Genomic DNA, 23,668 nt, shown 5'->3' with positions numbered 1-23,668 from the left:
CAATAGGTTGCCGACGCTCTGTCGGAAAGCCAGGTTAGCGCGGAACCGGACGCGGCGCGGTCGGTGCGTCGGATCGCGGGTGACGGTGGTCACGGAGGGGCGGTCGCCGGCGGGCGGCGCGGCGTGCGCCGTGACCAGCGGCGCAAGGGAAAATGCGAGTGATCTCCGAAAAATCCCTCATCGCAGGTTAGGGCTGTACATCCCGATATTCGGCCTCGAAGAGACCGTTCCCGGGGTCCCTCTCCGGAGGTACCCCGAGTACGGCCGGAATGCGGACGAGGAGCAGGATGGTTTCAACCATCCGTGGATTCCGCATACGTCCTTTCCCTCGTTACGTAGGGTGGAGCAGGGGTTCACGGGGCGAGGAAAGGGGCTCGATGGTCACCAAGGGCAGGTTGTCCGACTGGCTGCGCCGCAAAGCGGGGGAGCGTGGGGCCCGCGGAGTGGACGGGGCCGCGGTTCGCGCGGCCGCGGGCGGCCGGAACGGGGACGATCTGCGCCGGGACGAGCTCCTGCTGGAAGCCGCGGCCGCGGGCCTGCCGCTGGCGCCCGCAGCCCATCCGTCGCCCGTCTCCGGCTACCGCTGTTCCTGTGACCGGATCGGCTGCCCGACCCCGGGCACCCACCCGGTCTCCTTCGCCTGGCAGACCCAGGCGACCACGGACCCCGAACAGGTCAGGCGCTGGCTGCGCACCCATCCGCTGGCCAACTTCATCACCGCCACCGGCATCGCCCACGACGTTCTGGACGTACCCGCCGAGGCGGGCCGGATCGCCCTGGAGCGGCTGGCCGCCGAGGGCGCCGAGGCCGGGCCGGTCGCCGTCTCCGAGGGGCGGATGCTCTTCTTCACGGCGACCCGCGCCGCCGCCGACGAGGACGAGTGGTGGCCCTGTGAGCTGGACTGCCACCCCGAGACCCTCGACGAGCACCCCGGGCTGCGCTGGCACTGCCGCGCCAGCTACGTGCTGCTGCCGCCGTCCCGCCTGCCGTCCGGTGCCACCGTCGGGTGGGTCGACGGCCACGGTCCCGACCGGGCCCTGCCCGACCCGCTGCCGCTGCTCGGCGCACTGACCGACGCCTGCGCCCAGGTCGAGCCCGAGCCGGAGACGGCCGGCTGGCTGCACTGAGCCCCGGGGCGGCGCGCGGGCCGGGTGCCCGCCGGCCGGCTACTCCCCGCGCGCGGCGACCAGGCCCACGGTCCGGCTGAGGAAGACGACCTGGCCGCCACCGTCCTTCTTCGCCGGGACGAGCACGGCCTGGCGGGCCACCCGGCCGAGGGTCACCGACTTCTTCGCGGTGCCGGTCATCAGCGCCTTCGTATAGGCGTCGAGCCGGGGGGTGACGCCCGGCCGCAGCATGGTGATCTTCGCGGTGTGGTGCGAGGCGAAGAAGACCAGGGCGCCGCCGTCCGCGGTGCGCAGCCCGAGCGGGGCGAAGTCCCCCTTCGCGGCGGGCTGGTCGGCGTACTGGGTGGCCGACTCGGTCGTACGGGCGTTCTTCGCCCGGCTGGTGATCAGCTGCGAGGTGTTCGAGCCCGGGGCGAACAGGGCCGCGTCCTCGGCGTCCGCCTTGCCCAGGTAGCCGGTGTAGGCGGTGCTCAACTCGCCCGGATCCACCACCAGTCCCGACGCGTCGGCGGCCACCGGCTCCACATGGCCCTCCGCGTCCCGGGTGAACTCCGGTACGGCGGACGCCCGGACGGCGGTGACATACGGCACCCGCCAGGCCTCGCCGGCGCCGTCCCGCTCGAAGACCATCAGCCACCGGTTCGGGCCGCCGGCCGCTCCGCCCACCCGCGGCGCGACGTCGGCCACGAACCACTTGGGCCAGCCGATCTGGCGGGGTATCAGGAAGCGGCGGTCGGTGAGGGCCAGCGCCTTGAAGTCCGGGTTGCCGCCGGGCTCGACGGCGCGTCGCGCACGCAGACCGGCCCCGTCGGCCGCGCCGAGAGGGCCGGTCTCGACGGTGCCGATCAGCTTCGCGTCGAGCTTCTCGTTCGCCTCGTTGTTGACCTCGACGAAACGGTCCAGGGCCTTCGCGGCCTCAGCCTTCGTCACCGACGGGACGAGCGCCCGCTCCCCGTGCACCGTCACGCATCCCGTCAGCGGCGCCGCCGTCAGAGTCAGCAGGGCGAGCGCTGGCAGGAATCGCGGCCTGCGGGTCATCGGACGTCGGCTCCTTCGGGGCTGCGGCGGACGGCTTCACGGCCTGCGCGGCAACCCTACCGGGGCGGAGGAAGAGGAACATCGTCGGTGCGAGATACAGCGTCCAGACCGTGACCTGCAGCCAGGTCGGGTTCGGCTGGAAGTTGAACACGCCCTTGAGCAGCGTTCCGTACCAGGAGTCCGGCGGGATCGTCGCGCTGACGTCGAAGGCCCGCGTGTCCAGTCCCGGCAGCCAGCCGGCCTCCTGCAGATCGTGGAAGCCGTACGCGAGCACGCCCGCGGCGACCACGACCAGCATGGCGCCGGTCCAGGTGAAGAACCTGGCGAGATTGATGCGCAGCGCGCCCCGGTAGAACAGCCAGCCCAGCACCACCGAGGTCAGCAGGCCCAGCACCGCGCCCACCAGCGGGCGCACCCCGTCGTCGGTGGCCTGTACGGCGGTCCAGATGAACAGCGAGGTCTCCAGCCCCTCACGCCCCACGGCGAGGAAGGAGGTGACGACCAGCGCGCCGGTGCCCATGGCGATCGCGGCGTCCAGCCTGCCGTGCAGCTCGGCCTTCAGGTGCCGCGCGGTGCGCCGCATCCAGAAGACCATCCAGGTCACCAGTCCGACCGCGATGACCGACAGCGAACCGCCCAGCGCCTCCTGCGCCTCGAAGGTGAGCGTGGAGGAGCCGAACTGCAGCGCGGCGCCGAAGGCCATGCTCACCAGGACCGCGGTGCCGACGCCCAGCCAGACCGGCGGCAGCCGGTCCTTGCGGTCGGTCTTCACCAGGTACGCGACCAGGATGCAGACGACCAGACTGGCCTCCAGGCCCTCACGGAGTCCGATCAGGTAGTTGGCGAACACCGCCGGTCACTTCCTCTCAGTCGTTCTGGAAGAGCTCGCGGCCCCACCAGTCGTCCGCGCCGCGGACGCCCGGCGGTACGGCGTACACGGCCGAACCCACGTGCTGGATGTACTCGTTGAGCGAGTCGAGCTTCGCCAGCTGCGTCTGGAGCGGGATGAAGCCGTCCCGGACGTCGCGCTGGTAGGCGATGAAGAACAGTCCCGCGTCCAGACGGCCCAGGCCGTCGGTGCCGTCCGTGAAGGAGTAGCCGCGGCGCAGGATCGTCACACCGCTGTTGTCCGGGTGCGCGAGGCGGACGTGGGCGTCCGGGAGCATGGCCTTGAAGTCCGGCGCGTCGTGCTCGCGCTGCCTCCCGAGCGGGGCGCCCTCGCCCTTCGTGCGCCCGAAGATCTGCTCCTGCTCCTGCAACGAGGTGCGGTCCCAGGTCTCGATGTGCATCCGGATGCGCCGGGCGACCAGATACGAGCCGCCGGCCATCCAGGACGGGCCGTCCTTCGCGGACACCCACACGTGCTTGTCCTGCGTGGCCTTGTCGGAGCCGGCGACGTTGTGCGTGCCGTCCTTGAAGCCCATCAGGTTGCGCGGTGTCTGCTCCTCGGGGGTGGTCGAGGACGTCTTGCCGAAACCGAGCTGCGACCAGCGCATCGCGACCTTGCCGAAGCCGATCCGGGCCAGGTTGCGGATCGCGTGCACCGCCACCTGCGGATCGTCCGTGCAAGCCTGGACGCACAGGTCGCCGCCGCTGCGGTTCGGGTCGAGGGCGTCGCCGGAGAACTTCGGCAGGTCCACCAGCGCCTCGGGGCGGCGCGCCTTCAGGCCGAAGCGGTCCGCGCCGTCCCTCGTGGTGAACAGCGACGGGCCGAAGCCGATCGTGAGGGTGAGCCGCGAGGCCTGCAGGCCCAGCGCCTCGCCGGTGTCGTCGGGCGGGGCCTCGGCGAGGCCGCCGACCGCGCCCTCGCCGACCGGCCGGCCCTGCGTCATCTTGCGGGCGGCGTCGGTCCATTCCTTCAGGAGCGCGATCAACTCCTCGCGATCCTCGGTCTTGACGTCGAAGGACGCGAAGTGCAGCCGGTCCTGGACCGGGGTCGTGATGCCGGCCTGGTGCTCCCCGTGGAAGCCGATCGCACTGCTCGCGGCACCCGCGGGCCGTACGTCGTCCCCGGAGCGGACGGCGGCCACGGCGCCGCCGGCCGCGGCAGCGGCGACGGCGACGCCCGCGCCGGTCCAGCCGAGGACCCTGCGACGCGATGTGACGGTCTCGTCGGACATGGTCCGATACCCCCCTCGGGTTACTTGGCGACGGCCGCGGCGAGCTTCGACAGGGGCTCGGCGAGCGCGTTGACGCCGTCCGAGAGCTCCTTGCGCTGGTCCTTGCCGACCGTGTCGTAGGAGACGAAGCCCTCGCCCTTGCGGTACTTGTCCAGCAGCGCCTTCAGGGCGGGGAACTGCTTGTCCAGTTCCGCGGTGAGCTCGGGGTCGTTCTCCGCGGCAACCGGCTTCAGCAGCTCGTACGCCTTCAGCGCGCCCTCGACGTTGGCGTTGAAGTCCGACAGGTCGGTGTGGGAGTAGCGGTCCTCCTCACCGGTGACCTTGCCGGTGGCGACCTCGTCCAGCAGCTCCTTGGCGCCGTTGGCCATGCTGGTGGCGGTGATGTCGGCGGTGCCGACCCGGGTCTGCCAGTCCTTCAGGTCCGCGACCAGCCGGTCGGCGAGCTCCTTGTCGCGGTCGGTGAGCTTCTTGTCCTTCCACAGGGAGCGCTCGAGGCGGTGCCAGCCCGTCCAGTCCTTCTCGACGTCCTGACCCTCCTCCAGGCCGTCCTCGCGGACGTCGACCTTCGGGTCGATGTCACCGAAGGACTCGGCGACGGGCTCGGTCCGCTCCCAGCCGATGCGGGAGGTGGCGAACTCGGCCTTGGCGGCCTCGATGTCGCCCTTCTTGACGGCCTCGGCGAACGTGGTGACCGCGGGGAGGGTCAGGTCGGCCTGTTCCTGGGCGTACTTGCGGTAGGCGGCGACGGCGGCGTCCAGGCGGGGGTCGCTCTTGACGGCGCCCTTGCCGGTGACGGTGATCTTCTGGCGGATGCCGTCGCCCTGCATGCCGGGCTTGCAGGCGATCTCGTAGGAGCCGGCCTTGATCTCGGCGGTGATGGTGGCCTTGGTGCCGGGGCCGATGTTCTCCCGCTCGGTCACGATCTTGTCGCTGGGCGTGTAGACGTAGACCTCGGTGACCTTCGAGCCCTTGTTCTCGACGGCCAGCTGCACGTGCCCGGCCGGGAAACTGGTCTTGGAGACCTCGCACTTGGTGTCCGTCGCGGTCACCGTGATGGCGTCGGAAGCCTTGCCGTCCGCCTTCTCCGCGCAACCGGTGACGGCGGTGACGGCGACCACTATGCCGGCGGCGGCTACTGCGGACCTGCGGACGGCGGACATGCGATCTCCTGGCGGCTCAGGGACAAGACGGCTTAGGCAAGCCTTTCCTGTGAAAGGCTTGCCTAACCTATCCGAGGCTCACTGTGCCTTCCGCTCCTTTTTGCAAAGGAAAGGCAATGGAAGGGTCAAGGCAGCGTCAGTACCTCGGCGCCTGTGTCCGTCACCACAAGGGTGTGCTCGAATTGCGCGGTGCGCTTGCGGTCCTTGGTGACGACCGTCCAGCCGTCGTCCCAGATCTCGTACTCGTGGGTGCCCAGGGTCAGCATCGGCTCGATGGTGAAGGTCATCCCCGGCTTCATGACCGTGGTCGCGCGCGGGTCGTCGTAATGCGGGACGATCAGGCCGGAGTGGAAGGCGGTATTGATGCCGTGGCCCGTGAAGTCGCGCACGACGCCGTAATTGAATCGTTTGGCATAGGACTCGATGACCCGGCCGATCACATTGATCTGCCGTCCCGGCTTCACCGCTTTGATGGCGCGATTCAGGGATTCCCGGGTGCGTTCCACCAACAGCCTTGATTCCTCCGCGACTTCGCCGACGAAGTAGGTCGCGTTGGTGTCGCCGTGCACCCCGTGGATGTACGCCGTGACATCGAGGTTGACGATGTCGCCGTCGCGCAGTTCGGTGGAGTCGGGGATGCCGTGGCAGATGACCTCGTTGATGGAGGAGCACAGCGACTTGGGGAAGCCGCGGTACCCGAGGTCCGAGGGGTAGGCCTGGTGGTCGCACATGTACTCGTGGGCGATCCGGTCCAGCTCGTCGGTGGCGACCCCGGGAGCGATCGCCTTCGCCGCCTCCTCCATGGCCTGCGCCGCGATCCGCGAGGCGATCCGCATCTTCTCGATCGTCTCCGCCGACTGCACCTCCGGGCCGTCGTACGGCCGCGGGGCCGGCCTGCCCACGTACTCCGGACGCGGGATCGAGGCGGGCACGGGGCGGGTGGGGGAGAGTTTGCCGGGAACCAGGACTGACATGTCAGCGAGTGTATCGGCGGCCGGTCGGGCAGCATGGCGGCAGGACGTCGTACGAGGAGGCACGATGGCGCTGTTCAGGCGGGTCCGCAAGCCCGCGGGGAAGCCCGGCGAGTGGTTCTACTGCATCGAGCACCACAAGGTCGAGGAGGGCCCCGAGTGCCCCGCGAAGGACCGGATGGGGCCGTACCCGAGCCGCGCGGACGCGGAGCGGGCGATGGAGACGGCCGCCGAGCGGAACCTGCAGTGGGAGAACGATCCACGCTGGAAGGACGGCGGCTCCCGGGAGGGCGAGGAGAGCTGACCCGGGCCGGGGTCGCCGGGTGCACGATGGAAGGGTGAAGCTCGGGCTGGCCGGCGACACCATGCTCGGCCGGATGGTCGCCGCGCGGCTGGCCGAGGCCCCTCCGGAGACGCTGTTCTCCGAGGAGGTCGTGGCCGTCGCGCGGGAGGCGGACCTCTTCGTCCTCAACCTGGAGTGCGCGATCTCCGACCGCGGCGAGCCCTGGCCCGACCCCTTCAAGCCCTTCTTCTTCCGCGCCCCGCCCGTCGCGGTGCGGGCCCTCCGGCACCTCGGCGTGGACTGCGTCAACCTGGCCAACAACCACGCGCTGGACTACGGCCGGGAGGCGCTCCTGGACACCCTGGAGCACCTGGCCGGTGCCGGGATCGCCGTGGTCGGGGCGGGGCCGGACGAGACGGCGGCGCGCGCCCCGGCCGTGCTCGGCGGCTCGGACCCCGGCTCCGGCGGGCTCGGTGTCATCGGCGTCACCGACCATCCGTCCGACTACGCCGCGGGGCCGGACCGCCCGGGGGTCGCGTACGCCGACCTGCGCGAGGGCGTGCCCGGCTGGCTCACGGACGCCGTGGCGCACCTGCGCGAGCGGACCGCGGCGGTGCTCGTCACCCCCCATTGGGGCCCCAACATGACCACCAGTCCGGCCCGCTACATCCGCGCCGCCGCCGCGGCGCTGCGCACGGCGGGCGCGTCGCTCGTGGCGGGCACCTCCGCCCACGTCTTCCACGGCGCGGCGGACGGAGTGCTCTACGACCTCGGCGACTTCGTGGACGACTACGCGACCGATCCGCGACTGCGCAACGACCGGGGCCTGCTCTTCCTCGTGACCTTCGACGCCGCCGGCCACCGCCCCGTCCGGGTGGAGGCGGTGCCGATCGCCCTCGACCACTGCTTCACCCGGCTGGCCGACGCCGGCGAACGGGCCTGGATCGCCCGGCGGTTCCGGCGGGCCTGCGCGGGGTTCGGACACCCGGTCACCGAGGAGGGCGGACGGCTGGTGGTGCGCTGGGGCGGCGAGGCTACTCGCCCGTAGCACAGAAACCCCTTTCGTGTCCGAAATTCCGAACCGATTGAGGTCCAGACCAACGTCGCTCCGTTTCTGAGGACATGTGGACCGGATCCGATCGACGGCCGGTCGGAGGAAAGGGGCCCCATGTCCAGGAAACGCACGATGAGCACCAAGCAGAAGATCGCGCTCGCGACCGGCGCCGCCACCCTGGCCGGCGGCTTCGCCGTGGTGACCATGAGCATGGGTCACGCGTCGGTGGTGTGCGACGGGCTCGACCAGGCGCTGCGCAACAACCAGGACTTCATCGCGGCGCAGAAGGCCAACCCGGACGCCCAGTCGGCGGCGCGCATCGCCAATCGCGAGGCGGTCATCCGGCAGATCAACGTGCAGCGGGAGGCCTCCGGGTGCGGGGCCGCCCAGGCTGCGCCGGCCGCACCCGCCGCACCCGCCGCTCCCGCCGGGCAGGGGCAGAACCAGGGCCAGAACCAGGGACAGGGGCAGAACCAGGGCCAGAACCAGGGACAGGGGCAGAACCAGAACCAGGGCCAGGCCGCGCCGCCGGCCGGCGGGGCCACCGGTCAGGTCGTCTGCCCGGGCTCGACGGTCACCCTCTCCGGGGAAGGCGGCGCGCCGGCCGCCTCCAGCAACCAGTTCCCGCTGGGGACCAAGCTCAAGGTGACCAACCTGGACAACAACAAGTCGACCACGGTGTCGGTGACCTCGACCTCCGGGAGTTGTGCCCTGCTGAACAACGCCGCTTTCGAGCAGGTCCGCGAGCCCGGCAAGTTCCTGATCAGGAAGGCGCGCATCGAACGCGTCGGCTGACCGGGAGCCCGTGGCCGGTCCGGACCACCGCCGAACCAGGAAGCGGCGGTGGTCCGGACCTCTTGACGAGAGCACGACACTCCGCTTCAATCCGCGTGACAGGTCCAGACCAACGGTCCAGACCACTCGCACAGCGCAGCCCCCCGCCCCCCACAGGGAGGTCACGTGCTCTTCCGTCGTCATGTCCCCCGTACCGGTTCCCGCAGATCCCGCATCCTCGCCGGCCTCACCGCCGCCTTCCTCGCTGCCGCGGGCAGCCTGATCGCCCTGCCCGGCACCGCGCAGGCCGCCAACCTCGTGAGCAATCCCGGTTTCGAGAGCGGCAGCCTCTCCGGCTGGTCCTGCTCCGGCGGATCGGTCGTCGGCAGTCCCGTGCACAGCGGCAGCAAGGCGCTCGCCGGCGCCGTCAGCAGCAGCGACACCGCCCAGTGCACCCAGACCGTCTCCGTGCAGCCCAACACCGCCTATTCGCTCACCGGTTGGGTGCGCGGCGCGTACGTCTACCTCGGCGTCACCGGTGGCGCGTCCACCTGGACCCCGTCCGCGTCCTCGTACACCCAGCTGACCGTCCCCTTCACCACCGGCGCCTCGCAGACCAGCGTCCAGATCTACGTGCACGGCTGGTACGCGCAGGGCACCTACAACGCCGACGACATCAGCCTCGACGGCCCCGGCGGCGGGGGCGGCGGCGACACGCAGGCGCCCACCGCGCCCGGCGGCCTGACCTCCACCGGCAAGACCTCCTCCAGCGTCTCGCTGTCCTGGAACGCCGCCACCGACAACACCGGCGTCACCAGCTACGACGTCTACCGCGGCAGCACCCTGGCCACCACCGTGACCGGCACTTCCGCCACCGTCACCGGCCTTGCCGCGAGCACCGCCTACACCTTCACCGTCAAGGCGCGCGACGCCGCGGGCAACGCCTCCGCCGCCTCCAACGCCGTGACCGTCACCACCAACGCGGGCGGCGGCGGGGGCACCGGCTTCAAGCAGGCCGCGCCCTACCTCTACCTCGGCTGGGGCGACCCGCCGAGCCCGTCCACGGTGATGAGCGCCACCGGCATCAAGTGGTTCACCATGGCCTTCATCCTCTCCTCCGGCGGCTGCAACCCCGCCTGGGACGGCTCCCGGCCGCTGACCGGCGGCACCGACCAGTCCACCATCAACGCGATCCGCGCCGCGGGCGGCGACATCGTCCCGTCCATCGGCGGCTGGAGCGGCAACAAGCTCGGGCCCAACTGCTCCACCCCGGAGGCGCTCGCGGGTGCCTACCAGAAGGTGATCGACGCCTACGGCCTCAAGGCGATCGACGTCGACATCGAGAACACCGACGAGTTCGAGAGCGAGGTCGTCCAGGACCGCGTCCTGAACGCCCTCAAGATCGTCAAGCAGAACAACCCCGGCATCCGCACCATCATCACCTTCGGCACCTCGACGACCGGCCCGAGCTACTGGGGCAACCGCCTCATCGAGCGGGCCAACGCGCTCGGCGCCAACATCGACGTCTTCACGATCATGCCGTTCGACTTCGGCGGCGGCGCCGACATGTACGGCAACACCGTGAACGCCGCCGAGGGCCTCAAGGCCAAGCTGAAGTCCGTCTTCGGATGGGACGACGCCACCGCCTACGCCCACCTCGGCATCTCCGGCATGAACGGGCTGAGCGACCAGCAGGAGAACACCACCCCGGCCATCTGGACCCAGATCCGGGACTGGGCCAACTCCCACCACATCGCCCGGCTCGCCTACTGGTCCGTCAACCGGGACCGCCCGTGCCCCGGCGGCGGCGTGACCAGCAACTGCTCCGGCATCAACCAGAGCACCTGGCAGTTCACCTCGATCACCGCGGGCTTCACCGGCTGATCGGACCCCCGCCCCCCACGGGTCAGGCGGCGGAGGACACCGCGTCCTCCGCCGCCTTGCGCATGCTCACGGCGTGCTCGTTGGTCCGGGCGTCGTACGCCATCAGCGTCGGCAGGCAGGCGGCGAGCGCCCCGACCGCCGCCACGCAGGCCAGGCCGCCGGTCCACACCGAGGTCCGCAGGCCGAGCAGCGACGCCGCGCCACCGGCCCGCACCTGCCCGAGTTGCGGCCCGACCGTGAAGGAGAGCAACTCGATGCCGGCCAGCCGGCCGCGCAGGGAGTCCGGGATGGTCTGGTTCCACATCGTCGCGCGGAACACCCCGCTGACCATGTCGAACGCCCCGGCCAGCGCCAGGAAGAGCAGCACCAGCCACACATTGCCGGTCCATCCGGCCGCCGCCATGCACCCCCCGAAGCCCGCCGCGGCCAGGACGATGGCCCGGCCGTGCCGATGCACCCGGGAGGACCAGCCGCCGGTCAGGCTCATGACCAGCGCCCCGGCGGGCAGAGCGGCGTACATCAGGCCCAGCGACCAGGGGGCGCCCAGGTCGTCCGCCATGAACGGGAACACGGCGATCGGGAACGCCAGTCCCGTCGCCGCGATGTCCACCGCGTAGGTGCCCAGCAGCTCCTTGCGGCCCCAGGCATAGCGCGCGCCCTCCGCGATCGAGCGCAGCGACGGCCGCCGGGCGTCGTGCGACGGCGGCGAGGGCCGCAGGCCCAGTCCGAGGACGAGTGAGACGGCGTAGGTCAGGGCGTCGATGGCATACGCCCAGCCCAGGCCGGCATAGGCGACCAGCACTCCGGCCAGGGACGGCGCCGCGATCGCGCCGATCTGCCAGCGCAGCGCGTTGAGCGACGCCGCCGCCGTCAGCTGGTCGTGCGGCACGATCCGCTGTACGAGGGCTTCCAGCGCGGGCCGTTGCAGCCCGCCCAGCGCGCCGGTCAGCGCACCGACCACGTACAGCGGCCAGATCATCGGCTCCGGCAGCAGGGTGTTGGCCAGCAGGAGCGCCGACAGCACACCGAGCGCGGCCTCCGTCCACAGGATCAGCTTGCGGCGGTCCAGGGCGTCCGCGAGGGCGCCGCCGTACAGGCCGCAGACGATCAGCGGCACCAACTCCACCGCGCCGAGGGCGCCGACGGCCAGGGTCGAACCGGTCAGCGTCTTGATCTGGACCGGGACGGCCACGAAGGTCAGGAAGCTGCCGAAGTTGGTGATGAGGCCGGCGGACCACATCAGGCGGAAATCCCGCGAGGTCCGCCATGGTGCGAGGTCGGGGAGGAGTCTGGGCACGAGGTCGTATGCTCCGTGCACGGGCTTTCCGGCGCAACCGGGTTTCCGGTCCACGCCCTGGTCCACGTATCGCGCCCCGCGCCCCACAACCGCGCGGGGCCCGCGTCGTTCGAAGGCCCGCGGCGCTCCGCGCGTGCGCGCGCCGGCGACCGCATGGCCGGGCTCACATCCGAGTGCCGCCCACGCCGCGGCCCCGGGATCACCAACGCGCCGGCGAACGGCGACCGGACACCGGGGCCCGACGCACCGCGCGGACGCGGTGGGCGGGCATCGGCGTCAGGGCATCAGCCCGGCCGCCGCCAGGCGTTGCCGGATCACCGCGACCGCGGTGTCGTCCAGCGGGACCTGCGGCGGGGCCGTGGCCGCGCAGCGGATGACGCCGCGCAGCCGCAGCGCCGCCTTGAAGGCGCCCAGCGCGGAGGAACTCGGGCCCATCGGCGTCGAGTCGGCCCCGGCGTCGACGATGCCGTAGAGCGCCGCGAGCCGGTCCTGCTCCGCGGCGGCCTCGGGCCACCGCCCCGCCATCGCGTGCTCGTGGAGCCGTACGTAGCCGTGCGGGTCCACGTTGCCGAGACCGGGGACGACCCCGTGCGCGCCCGCCAGAAGGGCGCCGTCCACCGCGAGTTCGGAGCCGGTGAGCAGGGAGAAGGAGGCGTCCAGACCGCGGCGGCGGAGCTCGGTGAGCAGCCTGCGCATGGGGCCGTCGGCGCCGCTGCTGTCCTTGAGGCCGGCCAGGGTGCCCTCCTCCGCGAGGACCCGCACGGTCGCCGCGGGCAGCTTGGTGTGCACCGCCGAGGGGATGTCGTACGCGAACAGCGGCAGCCCGCCCGCCGCGTCCCGGATCCGGCGGAAGTGGTCGGCGATCTCCACCGGATGCGTGGCCGCGTAGAAGGGCGCGGTCGCCACGAGGGCATCGGCGCCCGCCGTGACGGCGGCCCGCGCGTGCTCCAGGACGCGCGGGGTGGTCATGTCGACGACCCCGGCCAGTACCGGCACCCGCCCTCCGACGGCCTCCACGACCGCCGTCAGCACGGTGCGCCGCTGCGCGTCGGTGAGGAACGCGGTCTCGCCGCTGGACCCCAGCGCGAAGACCCCGTGCACCCCCGCCGACAGCACATGCCCGACCAGGGCGCGCAGGCCCTCGGTGTCGACGTCCCCCGTCTCCGTGAGCGGCGTGCACAGGGGTGGTACGACCCCGCGCAGTGGGCGGAGCGGATCGGTCCCGGTTCCGTTCATGGAGCGCTTCCTACCAGCTCGCCGGCGGCGGCGACACCAACTGCTCGGCGAGCCGCGAGAGTCGGGGCAACCGGTCCCGCAACCGCACCCGGCGCCCCGCCGCCGCGCTGACCAGATGCTGCAGCACGTCCATGCCGACCTCGGACGGCTCCGGCGGCACGGTGAGGGCGTCGTGCGCCAGCCCCCGCAGATCCGGGTCCCCCGCGTCCATCGCCAGGACGGTCGCGCCGCAGCGCCGCGCGTCCTCGACCCGCTCCAGCAGCCCGGCCTCCGCCCGCTCGGGCGTGACCACCAGCACCGTCTCGCCCCTGCGCGCCGCCTCCAGACGGGCCGTCCCGATCGCCAGATGCGGGGGTGCTCCCGGCGGTACGCGATGGCGCACCAGCGTCGGCGACAGCTCCGGCAGACCGCTCCAGGCGGCCTCGTCGTCCAGATGGGCCGCCATGTGCCACGGCTCGTAGCCGCCGCTGCCGACCAGCAGCAGCCCGCCCGCGGGGCCCCGGCGGACGGCCCCGCGCAGGGAGCCGGCGAACGACCGGGTCAGCTCCGGCCACTCGCTTCCGGCCAGCAGTTCGCGGACGACCTCGACCCGTACGGCATCCATGCCCGCATCCTCGCGGACCGCGGTCGCCGCCCGGTCCCGCTTCGCGGCCTGCTCACCCGATCGGGGTCAGTCCGAGCCGTCCGCGGGCAGCGCCCTGGACACCCGCTCCCGTACGTCCGTGAAGTGCCGCCGCATGGCGGCCCTGGCCGCGCCCGCGTCCCCGGTGCGCAGCGCGCCGACGACGGCGCGGTGGTTGGCGACGACGCGCTCGACGGGGTCGTCCGCCGGCACGAGGGCGGCGCCGACCTCGTGGTAGGCGCTGTGGAACAGGTCGATCAGCTCCAGCACCAGCGCGTTGCCGCAGGAGGCGTAGAGCAGCGCGTGGAAGGCGCGGTCGGCGTCGGGGTCGTGGGCCATCCTGCCGGCCAGCGCGTCGAGTTCGTCCAGCCGCCGTGCCGGTATCGTCCCGGCCACCTCGCCTATCAGGCCGACCTCGAGCAGTTCGCGCACCGCGACCAGGTCGGCCAGGGCCCGTACCCGGGAGCGGAGGTGGAAGGTGAGGGAGGGCATCAGCACCCGCAGCGGGGCCTCGCCGACGAACGTGCCCGTACCGTGCCGGATCTCGACGATGCCGAGCGCCTGCAACGCCCGTACCGCCTCGCGGACGCTGTTGCGGCTCGCGCCGAGCAGGTTCATCAACTGCGGCTCGGTCGGCAGGGTGGCGCCGGGGGCGAGCCGCCGCTCGTGGATCAGCTCGATGATGCGGTCCTGGAGCCTCGGGCCGCGGCTCCTGCCGGCGGTTCTGGTCACGGGTGGCCGCCCTTCCCTGTGCTGTCGTGCACTCTTGACGTTCCGTCAGCTCTGGTGTGCGCCGTCCGCACGGGACAAGGGACGTCCAGCGTCCGCCCCCGGCCGCGCAACGGGAGGCAACACCGATGTCATACCTCACATCCGTCGCCCTCCGAGCCGATACCGGTGCGTACGGGGGCGGTCGCGGATCGCCGGTGTGCCGTGCGACGAGGGGCGCGTCACAGCGTCACCGGGGGCCCGGCACCGTGCCCACCTGGCAGGATCGCGGTATGACTGTTGACAGTGGGAACGAGACCCCCGCCCCCAAGGCCCCGGCGAAGGATCCCTGGGAGCTGCCCGATGTGTCCGGCCTCGTCGTCGGCGTCCTCGGCGGCACCGGCCCGCAGGGACGCGGCCTGGCGTACCGGCTCGCGAAGGCCGGCCAGCAGGTGATCATCGGTTCGCGTGCCGCGGACCGCGCCCAGGCCACGGCCGAGCAGCTGGGGCTCGGTGTGCGAGGCGCCGACAACGCCGAGACCGCCCGCCGCAGCGACGTCGTCATCGTCGCCGTCCCCTGGGAGGGCCACGCCAAGACGCTGGAGTCGCTGCGCGGGGAACTCGCGGGCAAGCTCGTCGTGGACTGCGTGAACCCGCTGGGCTTCGACAAGCAGGGCGCCTACGCCCTCAAGCCCGAGGAGGGCAGCGCCGCCGAGCAGGCCGCCGCCCTGCTGCCGGAGTCCCGGGTCACCGCCGCCTTCCACCACCTGTCCGCGGTGACGCTGGAGGACCCGGAGATCGACTCGATCGACACCGACGTCCTCGTCCTCGGTGAGAGCCGCGCCGACACCGACCTGGTCCAGGCGCTCGCCGCCCGCATCACCGGCGTCCGCGGCGTCTTCGCCGGCCGGCTGCGGAACGCGCACCAGGTGGAGGCGCTGGTGGCCAACCTGATCTCGGTGAACCGCCGCTACAAGGCACACGCCGGTCTGCGCCTGACCGACGTCTAGGCCCGCGGGGGCATGGGGGACAATGGGCGGGTTCGCGACCGACCCGACAGGAGCCGCCCCCCATGCCCCGCCTCGCCCTCTACGCGCTCGTCCTGTGCGTCCTCGCCGTGGCCGCCGCTGTCGTGTCCTTCGTGCAGGGCAGCTGGCTCGGCGTCTTCTGGATCCTGATCGCGGGCCTCACCAGCAACATGTGGTGGTACTACCTGCGCAAGGCGAAGGCCGAGCGGGAGTCCGCCGAGCAGCGGATCACTGGCTGAACGGGTCGCCCTTCCAGAACTGGAAGTAGGCGTAGCCCAGGCTCGACAGCCAGTCGGGGATCCCGAAGACCGCCATCACCGAGTCGACGAAGCCGAAGAACGCGGCGTTGACCTCGGGGATCCACAGCACACCGAAGACGGCCAGCAGCCCGAACTGCCCGAACGGCTCCAGCTGGCGCCGCGTCCGGTACGACAGCCAGGGCTCGATCACGCCGTAGCCGTCCAGGCCCGGCACCGGCAGCAGGTTCAGGATCGCCGCCGTGACCTGCAGCATCGCCAGGAACGCCAGCGCCGAGGCGAAGGGGGCGTGGGCCTGGTCCAGAGAGATGACGCCGAAGGCGAAGGGCAGCATCAGGGCGATCGCGAACGCCACGTTGGTCAGCGGGCCCGCGGCCGAGATGAGGCTGTGCTTCCACCGGCCCCGGATCCTGCCCCGCTCGATGAAGACGGCGCCGCCGGGCAGGCCGATGCCGCCCAGGATCACGAAGATCACCGGCAGCACGATGCTCAGCAGCGCGTGTGTGTACTTCAGCGGGTTCAGGGTCAGATAGCCCTTGGCGCCGATCGAGATGTCGCCGCCGTGCAGCGCGGTACGGGCGTGCGCGTACTCGTGCAGGCACAGGGAGACGATCCAGCCGGAGACGACGAACAGGAACACGGCGAAGCCGGTGCTGTTGGAGAAGTCCGCCCACACCGCCCAGCCGGACACGGCCATGATCGCGGCCAGGCCCAGGAAGATCGGGCTGATCTGCCGTTCACTGCGGGTTGCTGCGGTGGTCATCGTGCGGGCTCCTGCGGAGGGGGTGACGGCATCGGTCGTGGTGCCGGCCGCCCGATCATGCCATTCGGCCGCCGCCGGGAACACCCACGGCGGGTTAACGCCCTGCCGACTCCGGACGTTCCTGCGGGCCGCCGGCGGGCCGCCGGCGGGGCGGCGGGCTGGCTGGCTGGTGGGCGGGCTGGCCGGCGGGCGGGCGGGCTGGCTGGCCGGCTGGTGGTTTGGCGGTCCGATGGCCGGACGTTCCCGCGGTTCCCGGTGCCCTGGGGGCCCGGCGGCCCGGTGGCCCGGCGGCCCGGTGGCCCGGTGGCCCGGTGGCTTGGCGGCCCGGTGCCCCGGCGCCCGTCCAGGTCGCGTCCGCGTTGCGAAATGTCATCGATTGCGCAGGCCCTCTCATCGCCCGGGCCGTGCGGGCGCATGCTGGGTCGCACCGGGGTGAGGGGGGGAGCGATGGGACGGAAACGGCGCGTCGTCCTGGCGGTGCTCGGCGCCGCAGGGCTGGGCCTGCTGTCCGGATGCGTGGCAGCGACCACCGGAGTCATGGGGATCACCGTGACCGGGGACGGGAAGCCGCTGGGGGTGATGCTCGTCTGCGACGGCCGGGTCGAACGCGTCACGCTCCACGACGCCGACAAGGAGATAAGCAAGAGGGTCCATCTGGCCGCCTGGAGCCGCGGGAAGCCAGTGGGCGGATTCTCCGTCTGGTCGCTGGAGAGCGGCGGCAAGGGCTGGAGTGTCCACAAGCCTATGGCGGACCTGGAACCGGGGCGCACCTACACCCTGTACGGGTGGACCGGTGACCCCGACTCGACGACCGACGGCGTGGACTTCACGCTCGCGCAACTGGCGCAGCTGCGGCCCGGACAGGTCCGCTACTACAAGGGTGAGGGTGCCGGCGCCGACCGGAACGGCTATGCGACCGTGTCGACGGGGGAGTTTCGCTCCGAGGCGTGCCGGGAGGAGTGACGGGGGCTCGTCTTGCGGTCGGTGTTTGTGTGCGGGTGCGTTGTGGTTGCGGTGGGGTTTTTCCCCGCCCGCCCGCCCTCCCCCAACCTTCGGCCGGGGGTACCCCCATCCGGCGCGGTCAGGTGCCGCCTCGCGCGTGTGTGGGTGGGCCGGGTGCGGGGCCTCCGGGGCTGGCCATTCTGGACGCATATTTACGTGCGTGGCGGGCACTTTCTTTTGTCGTCCCGGGTGCCGCACACAAATACGCCCAGTGTCCAGAACGCCCACCCTCCCCCAGCCTTCGGCCGGGGGTGCCCCCAACTCCCCCGCCCCCTCCGTTTCGTTGCGCGCCTGATCCCCGGAGGGGGCACAAGGCGGTCCGGGGTTGCCCCGGTTGCCTAGCGGGCCCCCAACGGGTCGGGCGTGCCATGGGGGCACCTCGTAGCGGGGGATGGAGGGGGTGCGGCATCGGGGGTGGTGCAGGCCGCCTGATCATGCCGTCCAGGTCGCGTCCGCGTTGCGAAATGTCATCGATTGCGCAGGGCCGGCCTCACGGGACCGCGGTGCGGGCACGCTCAAGTCGTCCGGGGGCAGGGGGCCCGCGGTCGGGGTCAGGGCGGGGGAGTCATGACGCGGAAAGGTTTCGCCGTGCCGATGCTGCTCGGCATCGCCGTGCTCGGCACGCTGACCGGGTGCAGCCCGCCGCGCGCGGGGTACACGGGCATCACCGTGGACGAGGACGGCAGGCCGCTGGGGGTGATGATCGTCTGCGAAGGTCACATCGACGGGGCCACACTGTACGACTCCGACCATCCGAACGCCCCGGACCACCTCGGCAGGTGGAGCCGGGGGAAGCCCGCCAAGGGGTTCACGACGTGGTCGCTGGAGACCGGCGGCAGGGGCTGGAACCCCGAGGTGCCCACGGCCACACTCGAACCGCACCGCACCTACGACCTGTACGGATGGACCGAGGACAGCTCCTGGTCGGCGGCCAGTGTGGAGTTCACCGCGGCGCAGGTCGAGCGCCTCGTACCCGGTCTGGTCCGCTACTACAAGGGCGACGGGGCCGGCACCGATCGGAACGGCTACGCGACCGTGCCGATGGAGAAGTTCCGCTCCGAGGCGTGCCGGCAGGAGTGACGGCGGCCCCACCGCCAGGCTCGGCAACCCGGGGGCGGACGCACCGGCGCCTCGGACAGAATGGGGGCGTGCGCTACGGCATTCTCGGGACGACGCAGGTTCACCGCGACGACGGCACAGCCGTACCGCTGGCCGGTACGCGGCTGAGGTCGCTGCTCGCCGCACTGGCGCTGCGCCCCGGGCGGGTGCGGACCACCGAGGCGCTGATCGACGAGGTGTGGGAGGGCGAGCCGCCCGCCGACGCCACCGGCGCCCTGCAGGCGCTGGTGGCGCGGTTGCGGCGGACGATCGGGCACGAGGCCGTCGGCTCGGTGGACGGCGGCTACCGCCTCGCGGCCGAGCCGGACGCCGTGGACCTCCACCGCTTCGAGCGGCTCGTCGAGGACGGCGGGCGGGCGCTCGCGGACGGTGACGCCGCCAAGGCGGCCGAGGCCCTGGACACCGCGCTTTCGCTGTGGCGCGGCCCGGTGCTGGCCGATCTCCCGGACCGCGCGTCCGTCGCGCCCCGCTACGACGCGCTGCGGCTGGACGCCAGGCGGCTGCGGATCACCGCCGAGGTGGCGCTGGGTCGCGCCGAGCAGGTGCTGCCGGAGGCCGTGGAACTGGCCGTGGCGCATCCGCTCAACGAGGCCGTGCAGGTGCTGCGGCTGCGCGCGCTGCGCGGGGCGGGCCGGGGCGCGGACGCGCTGGCGGCGTACGAGGAGGTGCGGCGCGAGCTCGCGGAGACGCTGGGCACCGACCCCGGCCCGGAGCTGCGCGCGATCCACGCCGAACTGCTCAACCCGGCGGAACCGGCTGCCGCCCCCGTCCGGGCCGTCGCGGCGCCGCAGCGGCTCGGCAACGCGCGCGCCCGGCTGACCAGCTTCGTCGGACGCGAGGCCGATCTGTCCGCGATCGCCTCGGACCTGGCCGTCGCCCGGCTCGTCACCATCACCGGTCCCGGCGGCACCGGCAAGACCCGGCTGTCGCAGGAGGCAGGCGATCTGGTCGCCGGCCGCTGGCCGGACGGCGTCTGGTTCGCCGAGCTGGCGCCCGTCGAGGACCCGCGCACCGTGGGTGTCGCCGTGGTGAACGCGCTGGGACTGCGCGAGACGCAGCTGCACGCGTCCTCGGCGACCGAGGCGGCGCTGTCCGCCGAGGCCAAGGCCGCCGCCAAGGACCCGCTGCTGCAGCTCACCGAGTACTGCGCGGAGCGCCGCATGCTGCTGGTGCTGGACAACTGCGAGCACGTGATCGGCGCCGCCGCCGAGCTCGCCGAGCGGCTGCTGGAGCACTGCCCGGGCGTGGTGGTGCTGGCCACCAGCCGCGAACCGCTGGGCGTGCCCGGTGAGCTGATCCGTCCGCTGGACCCGCTGCCGCGGAGCCCCGCCCTGCGGCTGCTCGCCGACCGCGGTGCGGCGGCCCGCCCCGGTTTCACCCCGGACGAGGACCCCGAGGCCTGCGCCGAGCTGTGCCGCAGGCTCGACGGGCTGCCGCTCGCCATCGAACTGGCCGCGGCCCGGCTCCGGATGATGACGCCCCGGCAGCTCGCGGACCGGCTCGACGACCGCTTCCGCATCCTGACCGCGGGCAGCCGCACCGTGCTGCCCCGCCAGCAGACGCTGCGCGCGGTGGTCGACTGGAGCTGGGGCCTGCTCAGCGAGGCCGAGCGGATCGTGCTGCGCCGCTTCGCCGTGTTCGCCGGCGGCTGGGACCTGGCCGCCGCCGAGGCGGTGTGCGGCGAGGACGGGGGCGCCGTGGACGCCCGCGACGTCGCCTCCGTCCTGGCCTCGCTCGTCGACAGGTCGCTGGTCGTCGCCGACCTGGCCGAGGACGGCGCGCGCTACCGCATGCTGGAGACCATCGGCGAGTACGCGGCCGAACGCCTGGACGAGGCCGGCGAGCGCGACACCGTGGGGCGCCGCCACACCGCGTACTTCCGCGAGTACGTCCGCACCGCCGACCCGGAGCTGCGCGGACCGGGCCAACTGCACTGCCTGGAACGGCTGGAGACCGAGCACGAGAATCTGCGGGCCGCGATCCGCCGGGCGGTGGACACCGGGGACGAGCAGGAGGCGCTCTGCCTGGTGCTGGCCTGCAGCTGGTTCTGGGAGATGCGCAACTACCGCAGTGAGATCGGCCACTGGCCCGCCGTGGTGGCCGCGATGAGCCCGGTGGAGGCCTTCGCCGAGCCGCTGCGGCTCCCGCCGCTGGACCGCGGGCCGCTGGAGGACCCGCTGCCGATGACGCCGCTGCAACTCGCCGAGGCGCGGCGCTGGGTGCGCACCTCCGAGGTGTTCGCGTACATGGGCGAGCACGACGTGTGGAACGACCCGCGGCTGGTCGGGCTGGGCGAGGCGATCATCGAGGCCTACCCGCCGGAGCTGCCGCAGTCCAGCCTCCGGCCCGGGCTGTTCCGCGTGCTCGGCGCGATGCTGACGGGTCGCTTCGACCGCATGCCCGAGCTGATGGACGACACCGTGGAGAGCTGCCGGCTGCACGGCCGGGTGTGGGAGCTGGCGTTCGCGCTGCAGTTCCGCGCCAAGGTGATGAACGACGTGCAGGACCGGCTCGCCGCCTCCATGGCCGACATCCGCGAGGCCCGTGAGCTGTTCGGCAGCGTCGGCGACGACTGGGGCATGGCCGAGGCGCTGGCGGCGGAGGCCGAGGCGACCGCCAACGCCGGCGACTGGGTCCGCGCCGCGCAGAGCTGCCGCGAGGCCATCGAACTCGCCCGCAAGCTCGGCGCGTACCAGCACGTGCCGATCATGATGGTCCGCCTCGGCGACGCCCTCGCCAACGCCGGCGACCTCGTGGAGGGGGAGCGGCTGATCCGCGAGGGGGTGGCGGAGGCCGAGACCTTCCGGCCGGTGGGCGACGACGCGGGCTACTACGGCAAGGTGCTCCTCATCGCCCTGCTCGCCCGGCGCGGCGAACTGGACGAGGCCTTCACACTGCTCGACGCCCTGCAGGCCGCTCCGCCGCGCGGGATGCCCTCGTTCATCGTCGGACTGCTGGCCGCCATCCGCGGCTGGCTCACCGGCATGGCCGGCGACCCGTACGGCGGGTTGCCCCATCTCGCCGAGTCCGTCGCCTACATGGAGGGGCACCCGCTCAGCCCGGTCATCGGGCCGCGTCTGGGTGTGCTCCTCTTCCCGCCGGGTGTCGCGCTCTTCACCGGGATCGCGGGTCTGCGGGAAGGCGACGACGTCCGCGGCCCCGCGCGGCGCGCCGCGGTGGTGCTGGGTGCGCACGACGCGCTGCGGCAGACCGCCTGCACCCCGTGGGAGCGGATGAGCCTGGACGAGGACGCGGTGCGGCTGCGCGGGTACCTGGGCGAGGAGGAGTTCGCTGCGGCCTACCGCGAGGGCGAGGGGCTCGTCTTCGCCGAGGCGGTCGAGTTGCTGCGCGAGCCCGTCTGACGTCCCTCCCCCTCCGACGTCCTCAGCCGGCCTTCTTGCGGGGCGCCGCCTTCTTCGCCGTGGTCTTCTTGGCCGCCGTCTTCTTCGCGGGGGTCTTCTTGGCGGCCGTCTTCTTCGCCGGGGCCTTGCCGGAGGCGGTCTTCTTCACGCCGGCCTTCTCCCCGCCACGGGCGTCGATGCTGGCCTGGAGCGCGGCCATCAGGTCCACCACGTTGTCGGGGGCCGCGGTGACCTCGGCCATCTCGGGGACGGGCTCGCCCTCCAGCCGGGCGGCGACCAGCTCGTCCAGCGCGTGCTGGTACTCGTCGTGCATCGACTCCAGGTCGAAGTCCTCGGAAAGGGTGTCCATCAGGCTCTGCGCCATCTTCAGCTCCTGCGGCCGCACCGTGACCTTCTCCGGCGGCGCCAGCCCCTCCACGGCGCGGACCTCGTCGGGCCAGTACATGGTGTGCAGGACCAGTACGTCCCGGTGGACGCGGAGCAGCGCCAGCGATTCGCGGGTACGCAGCGCGATCTTGGTGACCGCGGCCTTCCCGCTGCTGCTGAGGGCCTCGCGCAGCAGGACGTAGGGCTTGGCGGCGGCGGTCTCGGCCCCGACGTAGTAGGCCCGGGACAGGGACAGCGGGTCGATCTCGTCGGCGTCGACGAAGGCGAGCACGTCGATCAGCTTCTTGCTGGGCAGGGGGAGGTCGGCCAGGTCCTCGTCGGTGAGCACCACCGTGCGGCCCGTCTCGTCCTCGTACCCCTTGGCGATCTCCGCGTAGGGGACCTCCTTGCCCTCCTTCTCGCAGAAGCGCTTCATGCGGACGCGGCCGCCGTCCTCGGCGTGCACCTGGTGCAGGGAGACGCCGTGTTCCTCGGTGGCCGCGTAGAGCTTGACGGGAATGGAGACCAGCCCGAAGCTGATCGCACCTTTCCACATGGATCGCATACTTTTGTCCCTTTCCGGGGACTTTCCAGACTATGCCCGCCCCGTCAGCCTCGCCCGACCGGCAGACGGTCGAGGTGGACGGCCGCCGCGTGGTCCTCACCCACCTGGACAAGGTCGTCTTCCCCGCCACCGGCCACACCAAGGCACGGCTGCTGCAGTACTACGCCCGTATCGCCCCGGTCATGGTGCCGCACGCCGCCGGGCGTCTCGCCTCCTTCGTCCGGGCCCCCGAGGGGCCGCACGGCCAGAGCTGGTTCGCCAAACGCCCGCCCGGCGGGACGCCCGACTGGGTGAGCACCGCCGGGGACGCCGACGAGCCGCACATCGTCGTCGACTCCACCCCGGTCCTGGTCACCATGGCCAACCTCGGCGCCTGGGAGGTCCACGTCCCGCAGTGGACCGTGGCGGACGGACGCGACGCCCACGACCGGCTCGTCCTGGACCTCGATCCCGGCGAGGGCGCCGACCTCGTCCTGTGCTGCCGGGTCGCCGAACGCCTGCGGCAGATGATGGAGGACGACGGGCTCACCGCCTTCCCCGTCACCTCCGGCAGCAAGGGCCTCCACCTCTACGCGCCGCTGCGGCCCACTCCCGAGGCCGCCGCCACCGGCTACGCCAAGGCGCTGGCCGCCCGCATGCGCGACGAGCACCCCGGCCTCGTCCTCTTCTCGATGACCCGCAGTCTCCGCGCCGGGAAGATCTTCATCGACTGGTCCCAGAACGCCTCCGCGAAGACCACCGCCTGCCCCTACACCCTGCGGCTGCGCGACCGCCCCGGCGTCGCGGCGCCCGTCACCTGGGACGAGGTCGCCTCCTGCCGGAAGGCGGAGGACCTCGCCTTCACCCCGGAGGAGGTCCTGGAGCGCGCCGCCGAACACGGCGATCCGCTCGCCGCCCTGGACGACGACGCCGTACGCGGCAGCCTGCCGTGA

General features: G+C 72.4%; 22 protein-coding genes. 11 read left to right on the top strand and 11 right to left on the bottom strand.

Annotation, left to right across the window (positions count from 1 at the left end; translation table 11 throughout):
• The first annotated feature begins 377 nt into the window (after positions 1-377).
• Positions 378-1,127: a bifunctional DNA primase/polymerase gene (locus AB0F62_RS17145; RefSeq protein WP_361798747.1), complete on the top strand. Its 750-nt coding sequence runs from the start codon at positions 378-380 to the stop codon at positions 1,125-1,127.
• A 39-nt stretch (positions 1,128-1,166) separates the two neighbouring features.
• Here the strand turns inward: AB0F62_RS17145 and AB0F62_RS17140 are convergent, their stop codons facing one another.
• From AB0F62_RS17140 to map, 5 genes are all read right to left on the bottom strand, one after another.
• Positions 1,167-2,057: a hypothetical protein gene (locus tag AB0F62_RS17140; RefSeq protein WP_361798811.1), complete on the bottom strand. Its 891-nt coding sequence runs from the start codon at positions 2,055-2,057 to the stop codon at positions 1,167-1,169.
• Positions 2,044-3,015, bottom strand: a complete 972-nt coding sequence (gene efeU / locus AB0F62_RS17135) for an iron uptake transporter permease EfeU (protein WP_361798744.1) — start codon at positions 3,013-3,015, stop codon at positions 2,044-2,046. The genes AB0F62_RS17140 and efeU overlap by 14 nt, the downstream gene beginning before the upstream one ends.
• 16 nt (positions 3,016-3,031) lie before the next feature.
• Positions 3,032-4,285 (bottom strand): iron uptake transporter deferrochelatase/peroxidase subunit, encoded by a 1,254-nt coding sequence (efeB, locus tag AB0F62_RS17130; protein ID WP_361798741.1) that lies wholly within the window; start codon positions 4,283-4,285, stop codon positions 3,032-3,034.
• Between the two features lie 20 nt (positions 4,286-4,305).
• A complete protein-coding gene (gene efeO / locus AB0F62_RS17125; RefSeq protein WP_361798738.1) occupies positions 4,306-5,445 on the bottom strand; it encodes an iron uptake system protein EfeO in 1,140 nt (379 codons plus the stop codon).
• Between the two features lie 125 nt (positions 5,446-5,570).
• On the bottom strand, positions 5,571-6,419 hold the full coding sequence (gene map, locus AB0F62_RS17120) for a type I methionyl aminopeptidase (protein ID WP_361798735.1): 849 nt from the start codon (positions 6,417-6,419) through the stop codon (positions 5,571-5,573).
• A 64-nt stretch (positions 6,420-6,483) separates the two neighbouring features.
• Between map and AB0F62_RS17115 the strand changes: the two genes are divergently transcribed.
• From AB0F62_RS17115 to AB0F62_RS17100, 4 genes are all read left to right on the top strand, one after another.
• Entirely contained in the window at positions 6,484-6,720 is a 237-nt protein-coding gene (locus tag AB0F62_RS17115) for a hypothetical protein (protein WP_361798732.1), read from the top strand.
• Positions 6,721-6,754: 34 nt separating this feature from the next.
• Positions 6,755-7,747, top strand: a complete 993-nt coding sequence (locus tag AB0F62_RS17110) for a CapA family protein (protein ID WP_361798729.1) — start codon at positions 6,755-6,757, stop codon at positions 7,745-7,747.
• A 120-nt stretch (positions 7,748-7,867) separates the two neighbouring features.
• Positions 7,868-8,548, top strand: coding sequence for a hypothetical protein (locus AB0F62_RS17105; RefSeq protein WP_361798726.1), 681 nt, complete (start codon positions 7,868-7,870; stop codon positions 8,546-8,548).
• 165 nt (positions 8,549-8,713) lie between these two features.
• Positions 8,714-10,411: a carbohydrate binding domain-containing protein gene (locus AB0F62_RS17100; RefSeq protein ID WP_361798723.1), complete on the top strand. Its 1,698-nt coding sequence runs from the start codon at positions 8,714-8,716 to the stop codon at positions 10,409-10,411.
• Positions 10,412-10,433: 22 nt separating this feature from the next.
• Here AB0F62_RS17100 and AB0F62_RS17095 read toward each other — a convergent pair whose 3' ends face one another.
• From AB0F62_RS17095 to AB0F62_RS17080, 4 genes are all read right to left on the bottom strand, one after another.
• Positions 10,434-11,708 carry an MFS transporter gene (locus tag AB0F62_RS17095; RefSeq protein WP_361798720.1) on the bottom strand — a complete coding sequence of 425 codons (1,275 nt, stop codon included), beginning with the start codon at positions 11,706-11,708 and terminating at the stop codon, positions 10,434-10,436.
• A 276-nt stretch (positions 11,709-11,984) separates the two neighbouring features.
• Positions 11,985-12,944: a dihydrodipicolinate synthase family protein gene (locus AB0F62_RS17090; protein WP_361798717.1), complete on the bottom strand. Its 960-nt coding sequence runs from the start codon at positions 12,942-12,944 to the stop codon at positions 11,985-11,987.
• Between the two features lie 10 nt (positions 12,945-12,954).
• Complete coding sequence (locus tag AB0F62_RS17085; RefSeq protein WP_361798714.1) at positions 12,955-13,548, bottom strand: hypothetical protein; 594 nt, start codon at positions 13,546-13,548, stop codon at positions 12,955-12,957.
• A gap of 66 nt (positions 13,549-13,614) precedes the next feature.
• Positions 13,615-14,298: an FCD domain-containing protein gene (locus AB0F62_RS17080; RefSeq protein ID WP_361798711.1), complete on the bottom strand. Its 684-nt coding sequence runs from the start codon at positions 14,296-14,298 to the stop codon at positions 13,615-13,617.
• Positions 14,299-14,567: 269 nt separating this feature from the next.
• On the opposite strand from AB0F62_RS17080, the gene npdG reads away from it, so the two are divergent.
• Together npdG and AB0F62_RS17070 are read left to right on the top strand one after the other, a co-directional pair.
• Entirely contained in the window at positions 14,568-15,284 is a 717-nt protein-coding gene (npdG, locus tag AB0F62_RS17075) for an NADPH-dependent F420 reductase (RefSeq protein WP_361798708.1), read from the top strand.
• 62 nt (positions 15,285-15,346) lie between these two features.
• Complete coding sequence (locus AB0F62_RS17070) at positions 15,347-15,541, top strand: hypothetical protein (RefSeq protein WP_361798705.1); 195 nt, start codon at positions 15,347-15,349, stop codon at positions 15,539-15,541.
• Here AB0F62_RS17070 and AB0F62_RS17065 read toward each other — a convergent pair.
• Complete coding sequence (locus AB0F62_RS17065; protein WP_361798702.1) at positions 15,531-16,322, bottom strand: site-2 protease family protein; 792 nt, start codon at positions 16,320-16,322, stop codon at positions 15,531-15,533. The genes AB0F62_RS17070 and AB0F62_RS17065 overlap by 11 nt on opposite strands.
• 447 nt (positions 16,323-16,769) lie before the next feature.
• On the opposite strand from AB0F62_RS17065, the gene AB0F62_RS17060 reads away from it, so the two are divergent.
• The 3 genes from AB0F62_RS17060 (at position 16,770) to AB0F62_RS17050 (ending at position 21,805) form a co-directional block, all read left to right on the top strand.
• Positions 16,770-17,285 (top strand): hypothetical protein, encoded by a 516-nt coding sequence (locus tag AB0F62_RS17060; protein WP_361798699.1) that lies wholly within the window; start codon positions 16,770-16,772, stop codon positions 17,283-17,285.
• Positions 17,286-17,891: 606 nt separating this feature from the next.
• The gene (locus tag AB0F62_RS17055; protein ID WP_361798696.1) at positions 17,892-18,404 is read left to right on the top strand and encodes a hypothetical protein; all 513 of its coding nucleotides are present in this window, start codon (positions 17,892-17,894) and stop codon (positions 18,402-18,404) included.
• Positions 18,405-18,472: 68 nt separating this feature from the next.
• A complete protein-coding gene (locus tag AB0F62_RS17050; RefSeq protein ID WP_361798693.1) occupies positions 18,473-21,805 on the top strand; it encodes a BTAD domain-containing putative transcriptional regulator in 3,333 nt (1,110 codons plus the stop codon).
• A gap of 22 nt (positions 21,806-21,827) precedes the next feature.
• On the opposite strand, the gene AB0F62_RS17045 is transcribed toward AB0F62_RS17050, so the two are convergent.
• Positions 21,828-22,727, bottom strand: coding sequence for a Ku protein (locus AB0F62_RS17045; RefSeq protein WP_361798690.1), 900 nt, complete (start codon positions 22,725-22,727; stop codon positions 21,828-21,830).
• A gap of 41 nt (positions 22,728-22,768) precedes the next feature.
• Here AB0F62_RS17045 and ligD point away from each other — a divergent pair, with 41 nt between their 5' ends.
• On the top strand, positions 22,769-23,668 hold the full coding sequence (gene ligD, locus AB0F62_RS17040; protein WP_361798687.1) for a non-homologous end-joining DNA ligase: 900 nt from the start codon (positions 22,769-22,771) through the stop codon (positions 23,666-23,668).

This window comes from Streptomyces sp. NPDC026673 (assembly GCF_040638135.1).
In the GTDB taxonomy this organism is placed as follows: Bacteria; Actinomycetota; Actinomycetes; order Streptomycetales; family Streptomycetaceae; genus Actinacidiphila.
Note: the sequence above shows the minus strand (reverse complement) of the source record. Positions and strands in the feature narration are given on the sequence as shown.